The 23278-nt window shown below is 37.7% G+C and carries 18 protein-coding genes, 5 tRNA genes and 1 pseudogene; 6 read left to right on the plus strand and 18 right to left on the minus strand.

All coding sequences use genetic code 11. The features are described 5' to 3' along the window. The first annotated feature begins 20 nt into the window (after positions 1-20). The 4 genes and pseudogenes from ccoO (at position 21) to ubiB (ending at position 3930) form a co-directional block, all read left to right on the plus strand. Complete coding sequence (ccoO, locus tag EL216_RS09150) at positions 21-632, plus strand: cytochrome-c oxidase, cbb3-type subunit II (protein ID WP_085391159.1); 612 nt, start codon at positions 21-23, stop codon at positions 630-632. Positions 633-636: 4 nt separating this feature from the next. Continuing rightward, complete coding sequence (locus tag EL216_RS09155) at positions 637-801, plus strand: cbb3-type cytochrome oxidase subunit 3 (protein ID WP_085391158.1); 165 nt, start codon at positions 637-639, stop codon at positions 799-801. Positions 802-831: 30 nt separating this feature from the next. Continuing rightward, positions 832-1782, plus strand: a pseudogene (gene ccoP / locus EL216_RS09160) (cytochrome-c oxidase, cbb3-type subunit III); the annotation flags it as partial. A gap of 636 nt (positions 1783-2418) precedes the next feature. Then, positions 2419-3930 (plus strand): ubiquinone biosynthesis regulatory protein kinase UbiB, encoded by a 1512-nt coding sequence (ubiB, locus tag EL216_RS09165; RefSeq protein ID WP_085391156.1) that lies wholly within the window; start codon positions 2419-2421, stop codon positions 3928-3930. Positions 3931-4006: 76 nt separating this feature from the next. Here ubiB and EL216_RS09170 read toward each other — a convergent pair whose 3' ends face one another. Beyond that, complete coding sequence (locus tag EL216_RS09170) at positions 4007-5137, minus strand: PilT/PilU family type 4a pilus ATPase (RefSeq protein ID WP_085391155.1); 1131 nt, start codon at positions 5135-5137, stop codon at positions 4007-4009. Positions 5138-5311: 174 nt separating this feature from the next. Here EL216_RS09170 and EL216_RS09175 point away from each other — a divergent pair, with 174 nt between their 5' ends. Both EL216_RS09175 and EL216_RS09180 read left to right on the plus strand, forming a co-directional pair. Further along, positions 5312-6031 carry a 5'-methylthioadenosine/adenosylhomocysteine nucleosidase gene (locus tag EL216_RS09175; RefSeq protein ID WP_085391154.1) on the plus strand — a complete coding sequence of 240 codons (720 nt, stop codon included), beginning with the start codon at positions 5312-5314 and terminating at the stop codon, positions 6029-6031. A 574-nt stretch (positions 6032-6605) separates the two neighbouring features. Next, positions 6606-6812, plus strand: a complete 207-nt coding sequence (locus EL216_RS09180; protein WP_197720427.1) for a hypothetical protein — start codon at positions 6606-6608, stop codon at positions 6810-6812. 927 nt (positions 6813-7739) lie between these two features. Here EL216_RS09180 and EL216_RS09185 read toward each other — a convergent pair. From EL216_RS09185 to pgsA, 17 genes are all read right to left on the minus strand, one after another. Beyond that, positions 7740-8516: an ABC transporter ATP-binding protein gene (locus tag EL216_RS09185; protein WP_085391153.1), complete on the minus strand. Its 777-nt coding sequence runs from the start codon at positions 8514-8516 to the stop codon at positions 7740-7742. Beyond that, positions 8503-9285, minus strand: a complete 783-nt coding sequence (locus EL216_RS09190) for a siderophore ferric iron reductase (protein ID WP_158087742.1) — start codon at positions 9283-9285, stop codon at positions 8503-8505. Before EL216_RS09190 ends, EL216_RS09185 begins: the two co-directional genes overlap by 14 nt. Continuing rightward, complete coding sequence (locus tag EL216_RS09195) at positions 9282-10286, minus strand: FecCD family ABC transporter permease (protein WP_085391151.1); 1005 nt, start codon at positions 10284-10286, stop codon at positions 9282-9284. The genes EL216_RS09190 and EL216_RS09195 overlap by 4 nt, the downstream gene beginning before the upstream one ends. After that, the gene (locus EL216_RS09200) at positions 10283-11287 is read right to left on the minus strand and encodes a FecCD family ABC transporter permease (RefSeq protein ID WP_158087741.1); all 1005 of its coding nucleotides are present in this window, start codon (positions 11285-11287) and stop codon (positions 10283-10285) included. The genes EL216_RS09195 and EL216_RS09200 overlap by 4 nt, the downstream gene beginning before the upstream one ends. A 10-nt stretch (positions 11288-11297) precedes the next feature. Next, positions 11298-12332: an ABC transporter substrate-binding protein gene (locus tag EL216_RS09205; protein ID WP_085391149.1), complete on the minus strand. Its 1035-nt coding sequence runs from the start codon at positions 12330-12332 to the stop codon at positions 11298-11300. After that, positions 12329-14536: a TonB-dependent siderophore receptor gene (locus EL216_RS09210; RefSeq protein WP_085391148.1), complete on the minus strand. Its 2208-nt coding sequence runs from the start codon at positions 14534-14536 to the stop codon at positions 12329-12331. The genes EL216_RS09205 and EL216_RS09210 overlap by 4 nt, the downstream gene beginning before the upstream one ends. 4 nt (positions 14537-14540) lie before the next feature. Beyond that, positions 14541-16349 (minus strand): IucA/IucC family protein, encoded by a 1809-nt coding sequence (locus EL216_RS09215; RefSeq protein ID WP_085391147.1) that lies wholly within the window; start codon positions 16347-16349, stop codon positions 14541-14543. A gap of 27 nt (positions 16350-16376) precedes the next feature. Then, a complete protein-coding gene (locus tag EL216_RS09220; protein ID WP_158087740.1) occupies positions 16377-16943 on the minus strand; it encodes a GNAT family N-acetyltransferase in 567 nt (188 codons plus the stop codon). A gap of 458 nt (positions 16944-17401) precedes the next feature. Further along, positions 17402-17947 carry a SidA/IucD/PvdA family monooxygenase gene (locus EL216_RS11180; RefSeq protein WP_197720428.1) on the minus strand — a complete coding sequence of 182 codons (546 nt, stop codon included), beginning with the start codon at positions 17945-17947 and terminating at the stop codon, positions 17402-17404. 4 nt (positions 17948-17951) lie between these two features. Beyond that, on the minus strand, positions 17952-18686 hold the full coding sequence (locus tag EL216_RS11185) for a lysine N(6)-hydroxylase/L-ornithine N(5)-oxygenase family protein (RefSeq protein WP_197720429.1): 735 nt from the start codon (positions 18684-18686) through the stop codon (positions 17952-17954). 1251 nt (positions 18687-19937) lie between these two features. Further along, positions 19938-20135 (minus strand): hypothetical protein, encoded by a 198-nt coding sequence (locus tag EL216_RS11360; RefSeq protein ID WP_232005240.1) that lies wholly within the window; start codon positions 20133-20135, stop codon positions 19938-19940. 1767 nt (positions 20136-21902) lie between these two features. After that, positions 21903-21992, minus strand: a tRNA-Leu gene (locus tag EL216_RS09255). A 132-nt stretch (positions 21993-22124) separates the two neighbouring features. Beyond that, positions 22125-22198: transfer RNA gene (locus EL216_RS09260), tRNA-Cys, on the minus strand. Positions 22199-22244: 46 nt separating this feature from the next. Next, positions 22245-22320: transfer RNA gene (locus EL216_RS09265), tRNA-Gly, on the minus strand. Between the two features lie 21 nt (positions 22321-22341). Further along, positions 22342-22417 (minus strand) — tRNA-Gly (locus tag EL216_RS09270). Positions 22418-22442: 25 nt separating this feature from the next. After that, positions 22443-22518 (minus strand) — tRNA-Gly (locus EL216_RS09275). A gap of 87 nt (positions 22519-22605) precedes the next feature. Beyond that, positions 22606-23172 carry a CDP-diacylglycerol--glycerol-3-phosphate 3-phosphatidyltransferase gene (pgsA, locus tag EL216_RS09280; protein WP_085391092.1) on the minus strand — a complete coding sequence of 189 codons (567 nt, stop codon included), beginning with the start codon at positions 23170-23172 and terminating at the stop codon, positions 22606-22608. Between the last annotated feature and the right edge of the window lie 106 nt (positions 23173-23278).

Consider the following 23278-nt stretch of genomic DNA (forward strand, 5'->3'; position numbering starts at 1 on the left):
AAGAAAGACAGGCTACCAAAATGAAATTACAACAATTAGCTGAAGAAAAAGTCGGTGCATTAATTTTGTTTACCTTCTTGGTAATCAGCGTCGGCCTTCTGATTGAAGTTGTGCCGCTGTTTTTTACCAAGTCGGTAACGGAACCGATTAAGGGTATAAAGCCTTACAATGCGCTGCAAGTAGCGGGCCGCGATATTTATGTACGTGAAGGTTGTTATAACTGTCACTCACAAATGATTCGTCCTTTCCGTGCGGAAACCGAACGTTACGGTCACTATTCTGTTGGTGGTGAGTCAGTATACGATCGTCCATTCCAATGGGGGTCTAAACGTACAGGTCCGGATTTGGCGCGAGTCGGTGGTCGCTACTCAGATGAATGGCACCGTATCCATTTGTTGAATCCGCGTGATGTCGTTCCTGAATCCAATATGCCTGCATTCCCGTGGTTGGCACGTAACAAAGTGGATATTGAAGCTACTGTTAGCAATATGAAAGCCTTACGTGCGGTCGGTACACCTTACAGTGATGAAGAAATTGAAAAAGCCCCACAAGAGTTGGCTAATAAATCAGAGCTGGATGCAGTAATTGCGTATTTGCAAGGTTTGGGCTTGGCATTGAAAAACGTAAGGTAACATCATGGATATTAACTGGGTGCGCTCGCTATTTACCATATGGGTGTTTGTAAGCTTTTTATTGGTTTTGTATATCGTACTAAACAAGCGCAATAAGCAAAACTACAGTGATGCAGCAAACAGCATTATGGAGGATAACGATACCCCTGATGATAAGAGCGGGCGCTGACCAGTAATACCGTGATAACGGAGTAAAATAATGAACACAACTTCCCAATTTACCAGTAATTTCTGGAACATATACATTGCCATTATCGTAGTGCTCAGTTTTGTCGGTTTGGCTTGGTTGTTATTATCGCAAAATAAAACCAAAGCTCCGCCTAAAGGTGAAGAAGTCAAAACAATGGGGCATTCGTGGGACGGTATTGAGGAATACAATAATCCTTTGCCTCGCTGGTGGTTTTTTCTTTTTATCCTGACAATGATTTTTGGGGCAGCGTATTTGTTTTTGTACCCCGGTTTAGGTGACTATAAAGGTTATTTGAATTGGACAAGCCAAAATCAATATGAGAAAGAGGTTGCAAAAGCTGATGAGCAATATGGCAAAATTTATGCCAAGTTTGCAAATATGCCTATTGAAGCAGTAGCCAAAGATCCTCAGGCACAGCGTATCGGTAAAAATCTGTTTGATACTTACTGTATTCAATGTCATGGTTCTGATGCAAAAGGCTCAAAAGGTTTCCCTAACTTGACAGATCACGACTGGTTATGGGGTGGAGAGCCTGCTCAGATTCAGGAAACCATCAAAAAAGGCCGTATTGGCACGATGTTGGCATGGGGACCTGTATTGGGTGAGGAGCGTGTTAAAGATGTTGCTCACTATGTAATGTCTTTATCCAAAGGTAAAGATCAATATGATCCGGAACGTGCAGAGCGTGGCAAAGCTTTATTTAGTGGCCCTCCTGCAAACTGTTTTACATGTCATGGAGATAAAGGACAAGGTATTAAAGGATTGGGGCCAAATCTAACTGATGATGTATGGTTATGGGGGGGTACTCAAAAATCTATTATTGAGACTATTACCAATGGTCGTCATAACCAAATGCCTGCTTGGGACAATTTCTTGGATAAAGATAAATTGCATATTATGACAGCATATGTTTGGGGGTTGTCTAATAAAGATGCTAAAGCGGTTAGTGCGAAAGCTGAAAAACAACTCCAAAAGAAATAACTTCCTGCTCCGTTACCCTTATATTCCGGTAAGATAAGGCAAAAAATTGATTATCAGCTCGGTTATACAGATTACTGGTAATGTAGCTGCTAATGCCAAATTAGCAAAAAAACGTGCTAAAGCAATCAAAATGTTCTTAGAAGTCTAAAGGAATGATGCTAAAAACATTGAATTGTGTAAACCTGAAGATACTATTATTGCAGAGTAAGGAAATGATGCAGGTCTGCAAAGTAGAATAAAGGTTGGAGGTTAATAGTTCTTTGCCGATGTGAATATAAAACCGCTCCTAATTTTAAGGAGCGGTTTTTATTTGTAGCCATATTGAGGTTTTATTCGTTTTGTTATGAGTTTTATATAAAAAATAAGTAATAGTTTCCGTTACAGCGAGCTAAATTAAAATTAGTATTGCATTAATGTCTGTTGCAACGCTATTTATAAATCTATGAGAATCATTTGCGCTGAGGATTGTAAGTTGATTATATTTGGTTTTAGACGACCTGATATTTATAAAGATACGGAATAAAATATGAGCAGATACCAGATACCATATTATCCCTAATTATATATTCATGCTTTATAATTCAAACTTTCTGTTTATATTTGGTTTGATCAGTCATGAAGTGGCTCAAACGTTCTTCCACTATTTTAAAAACTGTTTACCGTTACGGTTTGAGTGATCTTGTCGCAGGGCATACTGATAGGTTTTGGCTGCGTTCTTTATTACAAAAAATTCCCAAGTCCTCAGTTGCATCAGAAGAATCTTTACCTGTTCGTTTACGCTTGGCTTTAGAAAGTTTAGGACCGATTTTCGTTAAGTTCGGGCAGGTTTTATCGACTAGACCGGATTTGATTTCACAGGCTTATGCTTTAGAGCTGGCCAAGTTGCAGGATCGAGTTCCTCCCTTCGATGCAGAATTTTCACGTCGCCAGATTGAAGAATCGCTAGGGCAATCAATCGAAACGCTGTATGCTGAATTTGAAACCATGCCGGTGGCCAGTGCCTCGGTTGCACAAGTGCATAAAGCCCGCTTACACAGCGGTGAAGCAGTAGCGGTAAAAGTGTTACGGCCAAACATTGCGCCAATTATCGAACAAGATTTGGCATTGTTGCGCTTTGGTGCCGGCTGGGTTGAGAGATTGTTTTCAGACGGCAAGCGTTTGAAACCTCGAGAAGTGGTTGCTGAATTCGATAAATACCTTCATGATGAGTTGGATTTAATGAAAGAGGCCGCAAACGCTAGCCAGCTTGGGCGTAATTTTAGAGACAGCAATATGTTGCTGGTGCCAAAAGTATATTATGACTATTGCAGTCGTAATGTACTTACTATTGAATGGATGGAAGGGATCCCAGTAGCTGATATTGCTGGGCTTCAGGCAAGAAATGTGGATTTGCATCAACTCGCCCGTTATGGTGTTGAGATTTTCTTTACTCAAGTGTTTCGGCACGGTTTTTTTCATGCGGATATGCATCCAGGCAATATTTTAGTAACGGATAATGGTTGTTATATTGCTCTGGATTTCGGTATTGTCGGAAGTTTGACCGAATATGACAAACGTTATCTTGCAATCAATTTTTTGGCTTTTTTTAACCGTGATTATCACCGTGTTGCTACTGCCCATATCGAATCAGGTTGGGTTCCGTCGGATACCCGAGCTGAGGAATTGGAGGCAGCTGTTCGTGCAGTATGCGAACCTATTTTCAACAAGCCGTTATCGCAAATTTCTTTCGGTATGGTGTTGATGAGATTGTTTGAAACCAGCCGCCGCTTTAATGTAGAAATTCAGCCGCAGCTCGTTTTGTTGCAAAAAACGTTGTTGAATATTGAGGGGTTAGGGCGCCAGCTTGATCCTGATTTGGATTTGTGGGCAACAGCTAAACCGTTTTTAACTAAGTGGATGAATGAGCAGGTGGGGCCGAAAGCCTTATTGAATAACTTGAAAAAAGAAGTTCCTGATTGGGCGCAGATTCTGCCTAGCTTACCGCGTAAAATCAATTTATTGGTTGATGAAACCCGCCAACAAGAAATGCGTGATGCTTATATTCATTTAGTTAAGATCCAGCAAAGGCAAAATTTTTGGTTAGCTGTGATTGCAGTGGCATTACTGTTGATTGTATTGTTCAAATAGTAATTTGGATTTCATTATATTTATAAAAGGCCGTCTGAAAATAATCTTTCAGACGGCCTTATCAATAAATTTTTTATTAAATCAATTCTAAATCAGGGCCTGCATTTTGGGCGCGGCGACTGCGTAATTGGATATCCAAACGTAAATCATTGGCGGAATCTGCATTTTTAATCGCGTCTTGGAAGCTGATCAAACCTCCTTCATATAGCTCATATAAAGCTTGGTCAAAAGTCTGCATGCCGAGAGCTTGTGATTTTTTCATTACTTCTTTAATAGAGTGCACGTCACCATTATGAATTAATTCAGCTACTAAAGGAGAGTTGAGTAATACTTCAACCGCCGCGACACGACCTTTACCTCCTTCTCTCGGAATCAAACGCTGTGAAATAAAAGCCTGTAAATTTAATGACAAGTCAGTTAGTAATTGTACACGACGTTCTTCCGGAAAAAAGTTAATAATGCGGTCAAGTGCTTGGTTTGTGCTGTTTGCATGCAGAGTAGCCATACACAAGTGGCCTGTTTCTGAGAAAGCAATAGCATAATCCATTGTTTCACGATCACGAATCTCGCCAATCAGAATCACATCCGGTGCTTGGCGAAGTGTATTTTTAAGGGCTGCAAACCAGTTTTCGGTATCAACACCGACTTCGCGCTGAGTGATGATGCAATTTTTATGTTCATGCACAAATTCAATGGGATCCTCAATTGTGATGATATGATCTTGGCTGTTTTCATTGCGGTAATCAATCATCGATGCGAGAGAAGTAGATTTGCCGGAGCCTGTTCCTCCGACAAAAATGACTAATCCCCGCTTTTGCATGGCGACTTGTTGCAATATGGGCGGTAAATTGAGTGTTTCAAATTTGGGAATGTTGCTGGTAATGGTGCGGAAAACTAATGCCGTAGCACCGCGTTGCACCATAGCATTAACCCTGAAGCGGCTGGTGTCGGGAGTGCTGATAGCAAAGTTGCATTCATTGGTTGCCATAAATTCTTCCGACTGCTTGGGAGACATAATTGCAAAAGCAATCTCCATACAGCGTTCCGGAGTTAAGGGTGTATCAGTAATGCGGGTAATTTTGCCGTCAAGTTTCATTGCAGGCGGAAAGTTGGCGGTAATAAAAAGGTCGGAGCCTTTATATTTATTTAATGTACGCAGCCATGAATAAATTTCTTCTTTTGCGGAGAGAGTATTATTTTGTTCCATTTTGTTACTTAGGTAAAATTGCATTAATATACTTAATATTATAGCAAATTTCAGATTGCATGAAGCAATAGTATTTGCTTATTTACCATCATCTTGTTTGAAAAAGTTGATAATGACCTGCTTGATAATGGGTGCGTATAATACTTTTCAATTTAAATTAATAAGGTAATTAAAATGACTGAAAAAATATCTAAAAAATACTCAACGATAGCCATTATCGGTGCAATGGAACAGGAAATCGAATTGTTGAGACACAGTATGGAAAATGTGGAAAGTATGCAATTCGGTCATTTTACCGTTCATCATGGTGCTTTATCGGACAAAAAAATCATATTGGCATTGAGTGGAATCGGTAAAGTAAATGCAGCTGCTATTACGGCATTGGTCATCAGTCGTTTCTGTCCTGATTGCATTATTAATACCGGCAGTGCTGGCGGATTAGGGCAAGGTTTAAATGTGGGTGATGTAGTAATTGGAGAGCGAATTGCCCATCATGATGTGGATGTTACAGCATTCGGTTATGTTTTAGGGCAGGTGCCTAAGCTTGGCGTTTCATTCGAAACTGATTCGGAATTGTTGGAGGTCGCAAGCCGGGCTGCTACTGCTTTTCAGGGGGCTGCTGTACATCGTGGTTTAATTGTTAGTGGTGATCAATTTGTTCATAGTGCTGAAAAAGTAGAGTATATCCGTACACATTTCAAAGAGGTGCTTGCGTTGGAGATGGAAGCAGCAGCAATTGCTCAAACTTGCTATCAATTAGAAATTCCTTTTGTTGTTATACGTGCTATTTCAGATTTAGCGAATGAAAAAGCAAGTGTGAGTTTTGAGGAGTTTTTGCGAATTGCATCGAGTAATTCTGCTGAGATGGTTATGAAAATTACAAACTTTCTTTAATAATAGATAATTTAAGGAATTATATAAATCAAAAAATAGATTGAATCTTTGTATTGGTATATTTATTTTGTAAATGTGAAGAATTCTAGCATCGTATCATTTTTTTGTATAAAGGTTTAATTTAGGTTTTGAAAAGATATAAAAAAATATTAGAGAAGGAACGGAGTAGCTAAAAAGTTTTCCGAAGTAATCTGAAATTGACATCTTTATTTGAAATTTCGTCTAAATGAATGATTCGAAATAGTTCCAAATAGAAGAGAAAAGCCTGTGTTGTTTGGCACAAAGATAAACAGGAATTTGGTTACAGCCATCTGCAAGACATTAAGGGCAAATAATACGCTAAGTTCCGAGATACCTATATACCTATAACCATGCTACACCCTGTACAGATAGGAACGTGAAAGACATTTGAAATGAATAATGTAGAAAGCATCTGTCAAGATGATATTAATGCCCTGTTGGAAAAAAAGTTAAGTGCCATTTTCAAAGGCCGTCTGAAATGCCCATTACTTTTTGAGTTACAGGGTGCTTTCAAGAATTATGAAACAAAGCTTTCAAAAGTTTATCGATGCCCATGTCGGCAAAGGAAACCATGCAGACGCACGGTATCATCTTGGAACAATACGGCCAAATAGCCAACAAGCTTTACAGAATGGGAAATAAAAGTAAAGCGCGGATTATAAGCAAATTGGTAAAAGAAGTGGCCGGCCAGTCGTTTGGTACCAAAGCGCAAAACCAGTATGACACTATGCGGAGTAATAAGCCTGCTTATGATAAGTAGCAACATCAATTCAATCAACATGATTAAAACGATAAAGATATATTGCTTTGATTAGTACATTAGCTATTTTTAGAGAGATGTTTCCCGGTCGGAAACATCTTTTGTTTTTCAGACGGCCTTTAACATTAATTTTTATATAAGGAGCTTATATGAATATGAAACTTTCGGGTGTGAAGCAGATTACAGAATAGTGTTGCCATCAAATCAATGATTTTGGTTTCACAACGTAGAAAGATATGGCCCATCGTAACTGCAAAGTCCGATTGAAAATCTCGTGCGTGCTGGTGCCCTGATCGCCAAGGAAATAGATTGCTTGCAGAACGAGATAGAAAGCGGCGGTAAAGATTAAATCCTTGGAGGGTATTCTACATATCAATAAAAGTAGATAGAGATGACCCCGAACCTACCTTTACTTTATGAAAGGAGTGCTTATGACTTCTTACAACCATCCTGATAACAGTCTGCTTACCGGCGACTGCCATCTCGTCTTACCTGAGCAGGTTCAACAAGGTGTGAAGATCCAAAGCTATACTACATCATTAGAGCAATTACGGTTACGACAGGCAATACGACAATATTACGTGCTCTTTAAGTTGAATAAATGTTAGGTTCGTAAGTGCATCCCGACATTTTCATACTTGAGAACGTGGAACAAGATCGGAGTAGTGATCATTCATGAACTGCTTTACGAAGCAGATAAGGCACAAACAAAGATTAGTCTCTACAGTAGCTGATTTAATTTTGATTGCGAAAAAGTGGAATAGAACATGGAAGGAAAGAATCTTATGAATGAACTTTCCCAAAAACTTGAGTAACTAAATTAAAAAAATTATAAAAGTTTGATTTTATATTATACAAACCACTGATTTTAAGTTTTAATTTGATTCTATTGTTTGTTATATAATTTTATAGTCATGGTAAAAATAATTATTGGATACTTATTGGAATACATAAGGGTGTGCCATAATATGGGTCATTGATAATTTTGTTGTTAAGACCCAATATGCTTTGAATATTAGCTTCAGTAAAAACTTGTTCCGGACTACCTGAACATTCGATGGTTTTGTTTTTAATCGCTACAATGTAATCAGCATATCGGGCAGTTAGGTTTAAGTCATGTAGTACCATTACAATGGTCTTTTTTTGCTCCTGATTGAGTTTCTTTAGTAAGTCCAAGATTTCTATCTGATAAGCTAAATCTAAGTAAGTTGTGGGTTCATCTAACAGGATATAAGGGGTATTTTGGGCTAAGACCATAGCTATCCATACGCGTTGACGTTGCCCTCCAGACAAGTTTTCTAAGAATTGAGAAGCATAATCTTGTGTTTTAGTAAGCTGCATGGCTTGGTTTACCTGATATTCATCTTCATCATTCCATTGTGTAAAAAAATTACGGTGAGGGTAACGTCCATATCGAATTAATTGTTCTACTGTGAGGTTCTCAGGAGCAGTTGCGGATTGAGCGAGCATAGCTAGACGTGTAGCAGTTTTTTTACCTGAAGTTTGATAAATATCTTTTCCGTCTAAAATAATTTTTCCTTGCTCAGGAAGAAGTTGTCGGGCATAGGCTTTCAATAGGGTGGATTTACCACAGCCATTTGCACCGATAAAAACGGTGATTTTTTGTTCCGGTATAGAAAAAGAAACGTGATTAATGATGGATATTTTTTTATAAGACAAAGTAATATCTTCAGCTTTTAGCATAGTGTATTCTTTCGGTTTGTGTAATACGTTCAATACGTTCAGATAAAGGCAAACGTGGACAAACGTCACATAACTTACCTGATTCTAAACGGAATTCTTGACAACATGCTTGACGATTGAAGCCAAAATTTTGGCCGACAAATTTTCCTGGTGCATCCAGACAAAAAGTACCCTGACAATCAGGTAATCCAGTAGCAGACAGCCATATGGCAATCAATTTATCCAGCTCGAACTTATTACAATGTGCATACCGTGTATTTTGGAACAGTAGGGCAGAGACTATGCAATCGGTTTGTAGCTTATTGGCTAATTTGATGTTAAAGGGAATGATTTCACTTAGACTAGAATAAATATAACTACTTAGTTTTTTGATTTGTTGACCGGAAAAATGAATCAGATGAGCTTGTTTACCACTATAAATGGCTCTTGGACTAAGACTGTAAGCCACAATGTCAGCTTGTTCAACAATGAGACCGAATTTCTCTAAACTTATTGCTTTATTCAGTAGCTGTACGCTTAAAACAGCCATATAGATAGGCTGCCAGATAAGTAATGCCCATGTACGGCATGACCAAAAGGCTTTCCCTCCTTCAGGATATCGTTGTTGTAGGTGATTATATAGTCGTTTAATGTGGTATATATCTTCCCCTACTCCAACTCGAAAAGTATAAACAGACGTGTCATTCAGACGGCCTGAGAGTCTAGGGAATAATTGATTAATTTGTGAGAGAAAATTTACAGTTTGTAAGGAGTAAGCAGCTATATTCATTTTCTCCACCATTCATGGATCAGCAATACTAACAAGTAAAAACCACCAGATATAGCTGTAAGTACGCCTACTGGAAGTTGTGATGAAAACGGCAATAGACGTGACACAAAGTCTGCTGTCAACAGCAATAATGCACCCGTCAAGGAGATTTGAAACCATAACCATCGATTACTTCGTAACATTTTTCGGACAATATGTGGTGCTACTAGTGCAATAAAGGATACCGGTCCAGCTGCAACCACTGCAGCTGCGGCTAAGGTGGTAGCGGCCGCTAATGACAAGGCAAAGGTTGTTGGCACGGTAACTCCAACACCTAAAGCAGTTGAGCGACTGATTGCCAGTATATCCAGTGCATTTCTCTGTGAGAGTAAAACTAAAAAGCAAATGGGTAAAACTAGCCAGACTACCATTGCCTCTTGCCAGCTACGCTGAGCTAAACTGCCACTCAGCCATGCAGCCATTTGCAAAGCATCTTCTTGGCGGACACCGGTTAAGCCAAACTGGATAATAGCAACAGCAGCAGCATTTATAGCTATACCTGCCATGATCATTTGAATACCGAATGAAAAACGCTCTCGCCCGGCGGTAATTACTAGGAATACCACGGTTATAGCACCAAATAATGCGCCCACAGTAGTTGGCAAATTGTTGGGCCAAATCAGTGTACATAATACTGCACCTGCAGCGGCCCCTGTATTGACACCAATAATGTCAGGGCTACCTAAAGGATTGTATGTCAATATTTGAAATATACTACCAGATAAGGCCAATGCTGCTCCTACGCCCACCGCAATTACTGTGCGAGGTAACCATAGCTGCCAAAACAACCAAGCTGTAACGGCATCTGTCTGGTTATGTAATAAGTCAGGTAATTGTAATAACAAAAATTGCTGTTTTCCCGAAATTGCAGAGAAAAATACCAGTAACACTAGTAAAACCAGACAACTCCAAGCATAAAACCGGGCGTATGGTACCGATAGTAACAAAGCTGGGCGATTCATGATTGTGCTCTCTTGAATATTACCAGTACATAAAGTAAAGGTGCTCCTAACAGAGCAGTTATGATGCCGGTAGCGATTTCAGATGGCCTGACTACAGTTCTAGCTAAAACATCTGCAAAGCATAGCAAGGTTGCTCCATTAAGCATTGCAGCGGGTATTAAAAAACGGTAGTCACTGCCTATTAGCTTCCGAGAAATATGTACTGAACCCAATCCAATAAAAACTATTGGTCCCGCTAATGCAACAGAAGCGGCAGACAATAGGGCGGTTGCCAATAAGACGACAGATTGAATGAGTAATATGTTTGTTCCTAGTGACATCGCCGTTTGCTTATCAAAAGCTATCATATTGACATACCGACTGCAGCATAAAGCCAATACTACGCCTACAGTGAAAAAAGGCAGCACAGAAATAATTTGGCTTACTTTTATACCGCCAAATGAACCACTAACCCAAAAACGATATTGATCAAATACTTGAGGATTTAATTGGGAAACCGCCTGTACATAAGCGTATAGACATACTGATATTGCCATACCCACCAAAATGATAAAATCGCTTGAACCATCTTTTTTACTTAAGCCAAGAATGCTTATCAAAATTGCCACCAATAAGGAGCCTAATAAAGCCAACCAGAAAATATTAGTTTGTAAAAATGGAAAGAAAGCTGCAGAAGCAATCATAGCTGCGGCTCCAGTATTAATACCAAGCAAACCGCTGTCGGCCAGTGGGTTACGAGTTAGACCTTGCATTAATGCGCCTGAGAGACCTAAAGCTGAGCCACATAATAGTACAGCTAATGTTCGGACAAAACGATGGTTAATAACCAGGGCAATGTGATGTTGTTCAGGAGAAATAGTCGTTTTAGGAGAGCTAACAAATTTCCACACATCAGTAAAGTCTAATATTTTATTGCCCCAAGCTAAGCTGGATAAAAAAGCCGCAATACAAAGTAACACTAATAAAGTCAAGATAAAAATTGGATATACCTGCAATTTCATTATGGTTCTTCTATTTTCGGGGAGGAACATGAGCAATAGCTTCCAATAACATTGGCATGAAGCGTGGTATACCCCAATTCAGACTTAGGGATGTTCCATAAGACATTGACATGACTAGTGCACTGTCAGTTAATGTAACATAAGCACCATTATGTACAGCAGGGATGGTTGCATAGAGCGGAATATTTTTAACTTCATCACGTACCTGTTCGTTATAAAACCAACTAACTACAATATCGACATCATGCAATATATCAGCATTCTCTAAGCCTACCTCTGCTACAAAACTTCCTTGTCTAACAGATAAGTTTTGGATCGATGGAGCTAGATTCAGCCCAAGTTGAATTAACACATCTACGCGCGGGTCTCCAGAAACATAAGCCGATAAATTTGATATACGGCTTCCTGCATTCAAGTAGGCAAATGTATATTGCTGTAATTGTGGATAAATGGCACGATAATTTTCCATTTTTTTTAATATTAATTGATATATATACCGTGTTTCCGGTAGTCGCCCTAGTGCTGCGCCCGCAATCTCTAACTGTTCTTGCGTTGAAGTCAGCCATGCGCGTTCGGGATAAGCTACAACAGGAACAAAACTCGACAATTGCCTGAATATTTCTGGTGTAATACCCGACTGAGGGGCTAATATTAAATCAGGGTGCAAACTAATGATTTTTTCTATATCCAATTCCGGATACATAGCGACAGTATCAGGTAACATCCATCCTGTTTTTAAAGCTGCTTCTTTAAACCATGGCAAATAGCCTTTTTTATCTCCTCCCCATAGGTGAGATTCAATAGCTATAGGCATAATGCCAAGTGATAAAACAATATCTTCTGCTCCTGCTCCTAGTGTAATGATGCGCCGCGGAGGTCGATCAATTAAGGTATCTCCTAATGCACCATGAATGATAACGGGAAAGGCGCGGCTCGGATCAGGATGTTCAAACAGTTGTGCTGAGTGAGAGTTGGAAGAATGGCAACCAAACAGACAACCTGCTGCTAAAAGGCTGCCTGTAAGCAAAAAATCACGTCGATTCATTGGAATTTATAGCGGAAAGTAGCCATTACATTACGCGGTGCTCCATATTGGTACTGCGTAAACTGACCATAATTGGTGTAATAATGCTTATCAAATAAGTTGTTAATATTCATACTCAGAGAAGCACGTGGAGTAAATTCATATCGTGCCATTAAGTTGGCAACCGCATATGCGTCTGTATTTATTTTTGTTTGTTGTTTTTGTGGATTGTTAACGGTGCGCTCAATCTTACTATACCAATTTACTCCACCACCAATGGTCATACGCTGTAATGGTTTAGGTAGCCGGTAGGTAGTAAATAACTTGAAGATACGGTTTGGTGTTTCTTTGCTGATGCGATTACCATAAGCATCTCTAGCAACAAAAGTAGTTAAACCCGCTTGAATATTCCAATTATTTGTCACAGAGCCGACAATTTCTGTATCAAGACCACGAGTTTTTGCTCCATCAATAGCACGATTTATTGTTTGTCCACTCGCTAAACGTTCTCCTGTTGGTTGCGCAACGTTATCGCGTCGGGTTTCAAAAGCAGCTATGGAGAAATTCAGACGGCCATCACGTAAACCACCTTTTAAACCAATTTCGTAATTTCCGCCAATAACAGGGTCAAGATATTTCCCTGAAGCATTTACGGCAGTTTGTGGTTGGAAAATATCGGTATAGCTACCATATAAAGAATAGTGATCGTTCAATTTGTAGTTCAAACCGATATATTTAGATAAAGCATTAAAACTGTTATTATATGGTTTAAAATATACTCCATAGCTGTCGTCTGCTACTTTATAGTGAGTCAGCCGTGCACCCAAAGTAAGATTTAACCTATCGTGTAGGGACAACTCAGTAATACCTGAAGCAGCATGTTGAATTGTGGTTCCCCGCAATGCAGTAAAAATATCATTTTGCCATTGTGGTTCAGGTACATGGAAATTTGGTTGGGTAAAATCACCCCATACAGTAGGTAAAGTACCGTTTACAGGGCGTCGATAGCCATTGTTATAGTTATTATGATTGAAATTATAATTAAACCGTGCCGTGTGTTCTCGACCAAATAAATGATACAAACCATTTACCTTTATATCAAAAGTATTTTGCTTACGAATGCCGTTAATTCGACTGATAGTTCCTGGGTTTAAACCAGTATTACTAATTGGATCAGGTGAACCATACACATAAGAGTTTTTTAACTCACGATTATTATTGCTATGGGTATAATTACTTTCTAAACGCCAACCATTCTTGAAACGGTGGTGTAGGGTCAAATAAGTACTTAAACTGTTATAACGGTCAGTAGCCCAATCAGGTGCTGTATTGGAAGAACGATCATAATGAGTATAAGCACCATTGCTATAAAACAAGGGTAGACCACCTGACATTACTCCACGGGAATTATTATGCTGATAATTTGCTCCAGCACTGAGTAAAGTATGTTTTCCTAAATCGGCTTCCAATACACCAAATAAAACATGCCGTTGATTATTGTAGCGATTTAGAAAAGAATCACGGGTGTGATAGACCCCCACCAATCGCCCACGTACAGAACCACTTTGATTAAGACTGCCCGAAACATCTGCTTCAGTTCGATAACTGTTCCATGAACCGACACTTGCAGCTACACTACCCTGGAAATCTTTGGTAGGCCGTTTTCGTACCAGATTAATGGAAGCTGAAGGATTACCTGGCCCTGTCATGAAACCTGTTGCTCCACGAACTATTTCCACACGATCATATAATGCAGTATCCATGTGGTTATCGCCATAGTTGAATCGAGTATCATAATAAGTGGTTACTCCATCGTAAGAAACACTGTCTATTCCCAAACCACGTGAACTCAAACTGTAACGATCACTTTCATTTTGTTGTAGGTGTAGACCAGTAGCATTATTTACGACATCAATTACACGATTAGTATCAGGTTGATCTTGTAATCGCTTATGTGTAATGACACTAATAGATTGAAGAGTGTCTTTCAGTTCTTTAGGAATTCCCGTAGTTGAATAAGTGATAGATGTGGTATAGCTGTCAGTATCTTCAGTGATCGTAGGTGATTTACTGTTCCCAGTCACATGAACAGTACCCAAATTAATAGGCTCTTTTTCAGAATGATTAATTTCATTGCCTATTACTAAAGAAGAACTGATTAGTAGATTAGTTGAAAAAATCCATTTAAATATTGATACCAAAGGTTTTTTTTTGAAGGTAGACATAACATTATTCCTTGTATAAAAATTTATTTAATGGATTTTCCAACATGCCAGCAAATTTTAAATTTTTTTCACGGTCATCTAGATCAATCATTTGCTTATTGTTATTTAGTTGCAATCTATTCAGACAAGTTCTTATAAATTCAGGTTTAAAAAGATTAAAGTATTTATACTTTTCTGCTTGTTCTGGAAACTTATTTTGATATTCTTTTATCATACCACTAACTAATAACCAAAAATCATATTCCTTAAAATCTGTATTTCTATCCAAAATCGGTACCAAAAATCTAAAAAAACAGTCAAAAATATCTAGAAATATGTAATTTATCTTCATATCATCTTCTATTTTTACAGAGATTCTCGAAATTAATTCAGGTACTTTCATGGGACTATTTAAAAGTCCAACTTCTTCACCAATATCTTTCATAAAAATAGAAACAGGTTGATTCTGTTGATTCAACACTAAAATTAAATTTTCGCCATGAGGCATAAAAACTAAATCATATTTGTAAAAACAATGGATTAAAGGAATTAAATATATATCAAGATATGATTTGACCCATTCTTTAGCTGACATTCCTGAGCTTTTAATTAACTCCCCAATAACAGAATTTCCATTACGATCAATATGTAGTAAGGAAGTCATAGATAGGAGTTTTTGATCTGAATTTATCTTTGGTAAGGGGCTTTCTCTCCATAAAGCAGACAGCATTTTTTTATATGGTGTATCTGCTTTGATTGCATTTTCAATATTTACGTCTTTGAAACCGATTGCAGCAACTTCTCTTAATATATGGAACCCTTTTTCACTAAAAAATGGATCTTTATCTAATAAATTTTCAACCCATTCGTTTATCTGTGGAGTAGCACTCATAAAATAAGGAGATAATCCTCGCATAAACCCCATATTTAAAATGGATAACGCAGTTTTGACGTAATATTTATTGGAATCACTCTCATTAAAAAGTGTGCGAATAGACTGTTGAGCAATATATTTATCATATCCTATACCAAGAAAAATAATATTTTTAACAGCTATTTCATGAGAAAAACGGGTAGTTATTTTTTCACGCCATTGCCATTCATGAACAGGCATCCAATAATAGTTTTGTGGGCTCTGTGTGTTCTTCTTTAGAGTTTCATTAAATTCATCAATTAAATTTTGTGCTAGTTCATGTGCAATTAACCTTTCGTAAGTCATATTTGATATACATGAGAAAACAGTTTTATCTTTATGAACAGCAATCCATATTAGGGATTGCCGCATTCCGCATTCTGGAGCGTATTCCAAATAATCGCATGAGTCAAAGCCTATTCGTCCATTATTTGCAATAAAAACAGGGTGGCCCTCATCCATTGATATTTCTACTGTTTGAAAATCTGCATGAGCAAGCTCCTTTGCCGTTGGTCGGGGAATAGATAATTTAAATGCTTTACTACTCAAAGTTGCAGTAATTTCATCTAAATAAATTGGTAGCAAATCATCGCTAATTTCTAAAAGTTGCCGTAATTCTAAGATTAATTGAAGGGCATCAGGCAATTGTAGCTCACCCTTTAATGTTTTACTTATTGAATCTGGATTAATATCTAAATAATCTAGCCAATATGATTTAGCAGAAAAAGTGTAAAAGCAATCATCATTGATATATAGACTATACTTGCCTGGTTCAATTTGTTTAGGAAAGATAATTTTTTCATGAGAAAATTCAGCTAAAATTTTGCATACTAAATGTCTGTTGGCTGTTTGCCAATGATCTGTTTGGATATGATCGATTGCTTGCTTATACCTTTCTAATTTACTTTTTAGATGATGCATAATATTTCTCCGGATTGATGAAATCCTTTAATATTTAAATTTAAAATCTTCCTTTTCCAGGAAGGCTAAATATCCAATCTTGTATGATAAAGTAATTGGATATTGATAAATAAATCCTATTTTTTTATTTAAAACATGAATTTTTTTATTGTTTACATCAGGTTCAACAATAACCCTAGAAGCTGAACTATTAGAAAAAATAAATTTTATAATTATTTGTAAAATAGATTGAGATAATCCATGTATTGGTGATGATTGCTTAGGGGCTATTAGAAAATGCATACCAATATCACCATCCTTAACTTCATAATGTTTATTTATCTCATCAAATTTTGGATCATATACTTCAAGTAGAAAAATAGGTTCACTATTTAATCTTCCCATATAGGCAGTTGAATGAGAACTTTCTTGCATTTTCTTATAGAATTCAAAAATTTCTTTGTTATCCATTTCTCTCATGCACCAGAATTTAGCATGCTCACTTTTGACCCAATTGATGATTAAATCTCTATCTACTTCTATATCTAGAGGTACAAGCGTAAATGTGCCTAAATCTTTCTGTGAAAAAGTAGAATATGTTGTACCAATTAGCATCGAACCCATTCCATTGAATGAAAAAATATTTTTATAACCATGAACAGTAAGAAAAATAATTATTAAAATTACAATATAGCTTCTTAATCCATAAAATGTGACTAAAATTCTTAAACTATAGTATGTTGTTATTAATTATAAATTTTGTATAATTTTAATATACATGTATTTTTACTTAATTATTCTTTCAGTTATTATGTTTTAGATCGTAAAAAATAATTTTAGTAAGTGTGTTTTTTACTTTAGTTTCCCTTGCAAAGGTAAAACAACCATAACAGTAACACACATGGCTGCTATATAAATGCCAGTTATCTTAAGAATAGTCATTCGTAAATTAAATATTGAGAAAATAATATCGGGTAGTAGTGCAATAAAGCAGTATCGGCCATAGCAGCTATAAATAATCATGGCATAAATAAAATTAACTGTTTTATTCGTATTACTCACTTAGCTAATACTTATTGAATAGGAAATTCCTGAAAGGCAATCTTTTTCTCTAAAGGATAATAGATATTTCCAGTTATTTCTTTTAAGATCACAGTATTTCTGTAACATGCCATGCCTAAATCAGGCGTGACTAATCCATGGGTATACAATCCGACATTTTGAACAAATATATTATTTTCTTTAGAAATACAATAATTTAAAGATACATCAGGTCTTCCTTTATAATCTAGTTTGATTAAGTTTGATAATGATTTAATACACTTAGGTACTATGTAAGAATATCCTGTTGCAAGAATGACTTTTTCGGATTGAGTAGTAAGAGAAGTATCTTTTTCAATGTGGTGTAAATCTAATTTGAGTGAATTATTGCTTTGGATGACAGAACGCAGTTCCATATTGGACATTAGGCGTATTTTATTATTAGGATCTTGACTCTTTATATACATCAAGTCATATATTTGGTTAATCAATCCTAGATTAATACCTTTGTATAGATTTTTTTGGCTGTCAATTAATGAATCACGTTTTTCTGGAGGTAGATGAAAAAAATAGTCCATATAGTTAGTCTGGGGAAGTTAATTCTAGAGTTAATTTGCTATATTCTAGAGGATAGAATCTTGGCGAACGAGTAAACCAATTCAAACTATATTTGTGGCTATCAATGTCTTTTAGTAAATCATAAAATATTTCAGCTGCACTTTGGCCGCTGCCGATGATAGTAATACTTTTTGATTTTTGATATTGTGCTTTGAATTTCAGATATTCTGCTGAATGGCAGATTTTTTCAGATGGCAGATTTTCACAGAAATAGGGAATAGATGGGGAAGTACCTGTGCCAAGAACTATATTTTTTGCAAAGTAATGATGTATTTTATTCGTTTGCTTATTTAGGACAGTTACCTGATATATTTTTTCTTTAGGTGAATATTCAATATCTACTACTTCATGTTTGAAATAAAGATTACTCAGCTGGGAAACTGCCCATTGACAATATTGGTTGTATTCAGAGCGAAGTATATACATACTTTCTCTGATGTAAAATTGATATAATCTACTTGTATCTTTTAAGTAATTTAGAAAACTGAATGGATTAGTTGGATCTGCAAAGGAAACTAAATCTGCAATAAAAGGAATCTGTAAAGTCGCATCTGAAATCATCAATCCTGGATGCCATTGGAAATCATCTGCCTTATCAAAAAATATAGTTTTAATTGGGATGGAGTGAGCTAAACACGCAAGCCCAAGATTAAAAGGTCCCACACCTACACCTAATAAATCAAATATTTCCTGATTCATTTTCTGACTTAGCTCCTCAGCTTGTAAGTTATAAATTTGAAATCCTTAATATTTACTTTCATATAAATAATAATCATTATCATTTTAATTATTAATTTGACGTAAGTCAATTCCTAAATGGAATTAAATTTCTCATACGATATAATCAAGAGTTGTTTTTAAAAATATGAGCTAAATTGTTAAAGGTTGTAAAGGTGGAGTCATTTCCCATGTTTTTTACCGTATTGCAGGATTCAACATGAATGCTATGTGTAGAAGTCATAGTCAGAATACATCAACTGTTTTACTGATAGAAATCCTCATAACGCGAAGCTGCTAAACAACTTAATCTTTCCTGCAACACCATTGTCAAATATCTGCAATACTCAACTAGTAAATCTTTTGCTTACTATAGAGAGAAATCTACTGTCCTGAATTTTCCTTTTCTTGAAATGTTAAATTCTTCTATTTCAAGAAATAGAGCAGTGCCGGTATCTTTCTGCCAGATGCCATTTCAAACAGTGAATAAGCGAAGCTGTTCTATGGGTGGTGAGATGTTTAGCTGTTTAACGTACTGCTACCATATTTGGGAGGAGAGAATGGCTCTTTGCAGATGAAAAGATTGTAAAGTAACTTAATTTAAAATTAGTATTGATAATTTCTATCATTAAGATAGATTTTTTTACTACTTTTCAGCAATAAACAACCTAATTAATAATGTGAAGGGAGGACTAAGTTGGGTTTGGGCTTGCTGGTTGTACGTTGACGTAGGTGCTGGAGCGATCGGTATAGCCAAATCTGGCTTGAGGGCGTGGGAATGTTTAGGCGAAGGTACGGAGCTAGGAACAGAGCTGCAGCAGGTTGGATTTTTGACAACAGAATTTCCCGTTTGTTATATTTGGGTCATCTGAAACCATCTTTTTCAGATGGCCCACTACATTAAAAATGATAAATTAATTGGTCGATTGTCCACCAAGCATTGGGGTAAGTTTCCTTATAACTCTTCAATTTTTAATTGATTTTTTTATCATTACGGTCTGAGTAATAGATAAATTTTCATCTGAATCTATAAAATATGTTGCTCTTATGCAACTATTGCTAATATTAGCCTCCACATTAGCCACATTATCCAGCATCAACAGATTAGTTAAGGTTACTGTGTTAAGTCTTGTATCGACAGGAATATCTTCTTTTAGACAGTCTAAAAACAACTTGTCATACGTTTCACGCTGACTGTTTAGTCCGAGTGCTTACATCGTAATTCGTACATGTTTAAGCCAGTAAATCGTGAGTGAAATCTGAACTGCTTTTTAAAGCTGAAGCAAAAATTTCCATGCAGTCGTCAACGCTTAAACCATCACTCAAACCATCCATATCGTGCCACATTCCTATGAATACTTCCCGCATTTTTTGGGGTTCAGTCTGGATATTTGGACGAGAATATTGAGTAACATTGTTTACTTTAACCATTATTACACCTCTTTATTTTCTTCAACGCTTTTAAGCCATTTTCTTCAACGCTTTTAAGCCCTCTAGCTGCTATCTTTTTTTCAAACCATGCCGCAGGGTTGGAATGAATCTGGCCTAGAATATTTAGATAAACGCCCAAGTCAATCATCGTCCCATCGCACTACCATTGTGCATTCATATCATGTAATAAACCTCGATAAATGCATTGCGTATTTTGTAACTTTTGGCTGCACTCTTACTTTACGATATAAGCGGTTATCTGAACATGCCCGAATTGGACATCAATTTCTTGCAGGGTAGGGTAGATGCTGCATTGGTCGCAAATAGCGGGTTATGTCGAGTTTAACCGCTAAATTCCTGTAAACCTTATCTCTATTGTCATCCGTTCACATGCCTTCTTAGAGTGTTCCTTCATCTAAGAAAATAACCATCTCGCGTGTACCTGCAATCCATATTGAAAATGGTATTCCATAGCAATTTTCTTTCTTTTCAGACGGCCTTAACAGGCCGTCTGAAACATGGTTTAACAACTCCACCAATTGTCATAAAAGACGGTCAAGCTGTTTGCTATGGCATCGCGGGTTGCCACAATAAATTTCTTGGTTTCCTCTATATCGAAAAAAAGCTCGATATATATTCTAATTCATCGTTTTCTAATGCCTGTTTCAACCGTTCCGAGCCCTCTAGCTCCAGTCTCACCGTTCGACAGTTAAACACTTCATCTTGCCCGCCTTTTTCCCTGTAAAGCTCTTGCATCGAACCATGCAGATGATTGAATTCCCGTCAGTAGGCAATATTGGTTATCTGTATCTGTTCGCATTTTTCTTTGGTTTGCAACGTCTATAAAAACGCTATTTTGATATTCTTCATATGAAATTTCACAAAACGTCGAAGGATCATAGAGACTGTTTGAAATTATGCTCAAGCAGCAATGAAGACAGTATGCCCGACTCGAGCAGTGCTTTAGCTAATTGCGCTAGCTGCTGTTATACGAACAAGCTTAATTGAGTCATGAGATCAAAAAATATGTCAGATTGGGAAAAATGGGGCATGAAGGGTGGTATGGCACAGTACGCATACCATACATCAAAAATGTAAAATCCAGTTATTACCAAGCCTATTTCGGCCATGAATGGACGGTAAGATGAGATATGTCGGTCTAGAAGGGAAGTGGTCTGTGGGTAGATGTGGAATCGTTCGATAATTTTCTTGCACTTTAGCTTTATTCCTTTATCCCGGCTAGAAATGTTTAACTAGCAGAGTCTTTGCATTTTTTTCTTTCTCTAGTGTTTTTTATAGACTAAAGGCTGTCTAAAAATGCGGATTTTGGTGTGTGAAAGCACTTTTAACTAAATTAAATTTTAGATGATGCTGCAATTGAAGTTTTAAAGAGGAAATCCTATTGTTGGTATAGCTATTGTTGGTATAGATAGTAGGTAGTGGAAAAAAGTCTTGAGTTGGTCAGCATAACAGATTTCACTTAGCACAACTTGAGACATACTTGAACCAGTTGGTTGGTGCAATGCAGAGTGCTTTTGAGGGTGTTATAAGAGATGGGTGGAGGGAAAACACTATCCATAGTGCAATGCTATGCTCACTTATCATTGGAACATTTGCAGCCACATGCTCTGATACTGTCTGATTTGGTTAAGTATTCGGAGAATGACGACACAAATTTGGCACAGTAACTTTAGCTGTTGTGGTTAGCGTCTAAGTAAGATTATTGGATATGAAGTGATAATTTTCTTAGGAAAATTATCATGATTATGGTGCCCGGAGCCGGAATCGAACCGGCACGACCTGTTTAGGGTCGACGGATTTTAAGTCCGTTGTGTCTACCTATTTCACCACCCGGGCTTTGTCTTTTATTTCGTGGTGAAATTAAAGACAGATAACTTGGAGGCGGGGGCGCGGATTTTAACCGGCCTGTATAAGGGTTGCACCCCTTATCGCATAAACACTCTGCCACCCCGCCATGAAGATTTAATTTGGAGGCGGAAGTCGGAATCGAACCGGCGTACACGGCTTTGCAGGCCGCTGCATAACCACTCTGCCATTCCGCCTGAAACTTTACAAGCCGTTTAAGTGGTTGTAAACGGCCTGATATTTTGGAGCGGGAAACGAGTCTCGAACTCGCGACCTCAACCTTGGCAAGGTTGCGCTCTACCAACTGAGCTATTCCCGCTTAGGTTCAAATGTAAGTTGTTGGAGCGGGAAACGAGTCTCGAACTCGCGACCTCAACCTTGGCAAGGTTGCGCTCTACCAACTGAGCTATTCCCGCATTTGAATTACATTTGAGTGAACTTTGGAGCGGGAAACGAGTCTCGAACTCGCGACCTCAACCTTGGCAAGGTTGCGCTCTACCAACTGAGCTATTCCCGCTTGGATTTTGCTTCTGCTCATAGGCTTCGGCAAAAGAGAAAGCTATTATATTGTCTGGAAATTTGCTGTCAAGTATTTTATTGGATTTTAATGCTTAAATTCTTTCCATGCCATTTTCAAGTAATAGAACATTGACCAGATGGTTAATACGGATGCAATACACATCAATATGTTACCTGTGGTAAGCAGGTTGAAGCCGTGAAAATCTTGCAGGCCGATGAGCAGCAGTAAAATGGCAGTCATTTGTGCTGCTGTTTTGAATTTGCCGATGGTGGCAACGGCGACACTGTTGCGTTTGCCCAGTTGCGCCATCCATTCGCGCAGGGCGGAAATGGTGATTTCGCGACCGATGATAATCATGGCGAAGATGGCATGGGTGCGGCCTAAGCTCACGAGCAGCAGTAAGGCAACGGCTACCATTAGTTTGTCGGCAACGGGGTCGAGAAATGCACCGAAGTCGGAAGTTTGTTTCCAACGGCGGGCGAGAAAGCCGTCAAACCAGTCGGTAACGGCTGCCACGGCAAAAATAATCGCTGCAGTCCAGTTGATGGTTTGCATATCCAGCCATCCGTTTGGCAGATAAAACAGTATGGTAAATACCGGAATGAGTAAAACGCGCATCCAGGTAAGGAAAATGGGTATGTTCCACGGCATGTTGGGGCTTGCTTTCCGAAGATGATGATGTTTCAGACGGTCGTGGGATTATGCAGATAGAAAGGCCGTCTGAAAAAAGATGTTTATTATAGCGAATTTATTGGTT

Origin of the sequence: Neisseria animaloris (genome assembly GCF_900637855.1) — a bacterium.
In the GTDB taxonomy this organism is placed as follows: Bacteria; Pseudomonadota; Gammaproteobacteria; order Burkholderiales; family Neisseriaceae; genus Neisseria; species Neisseria animaloris.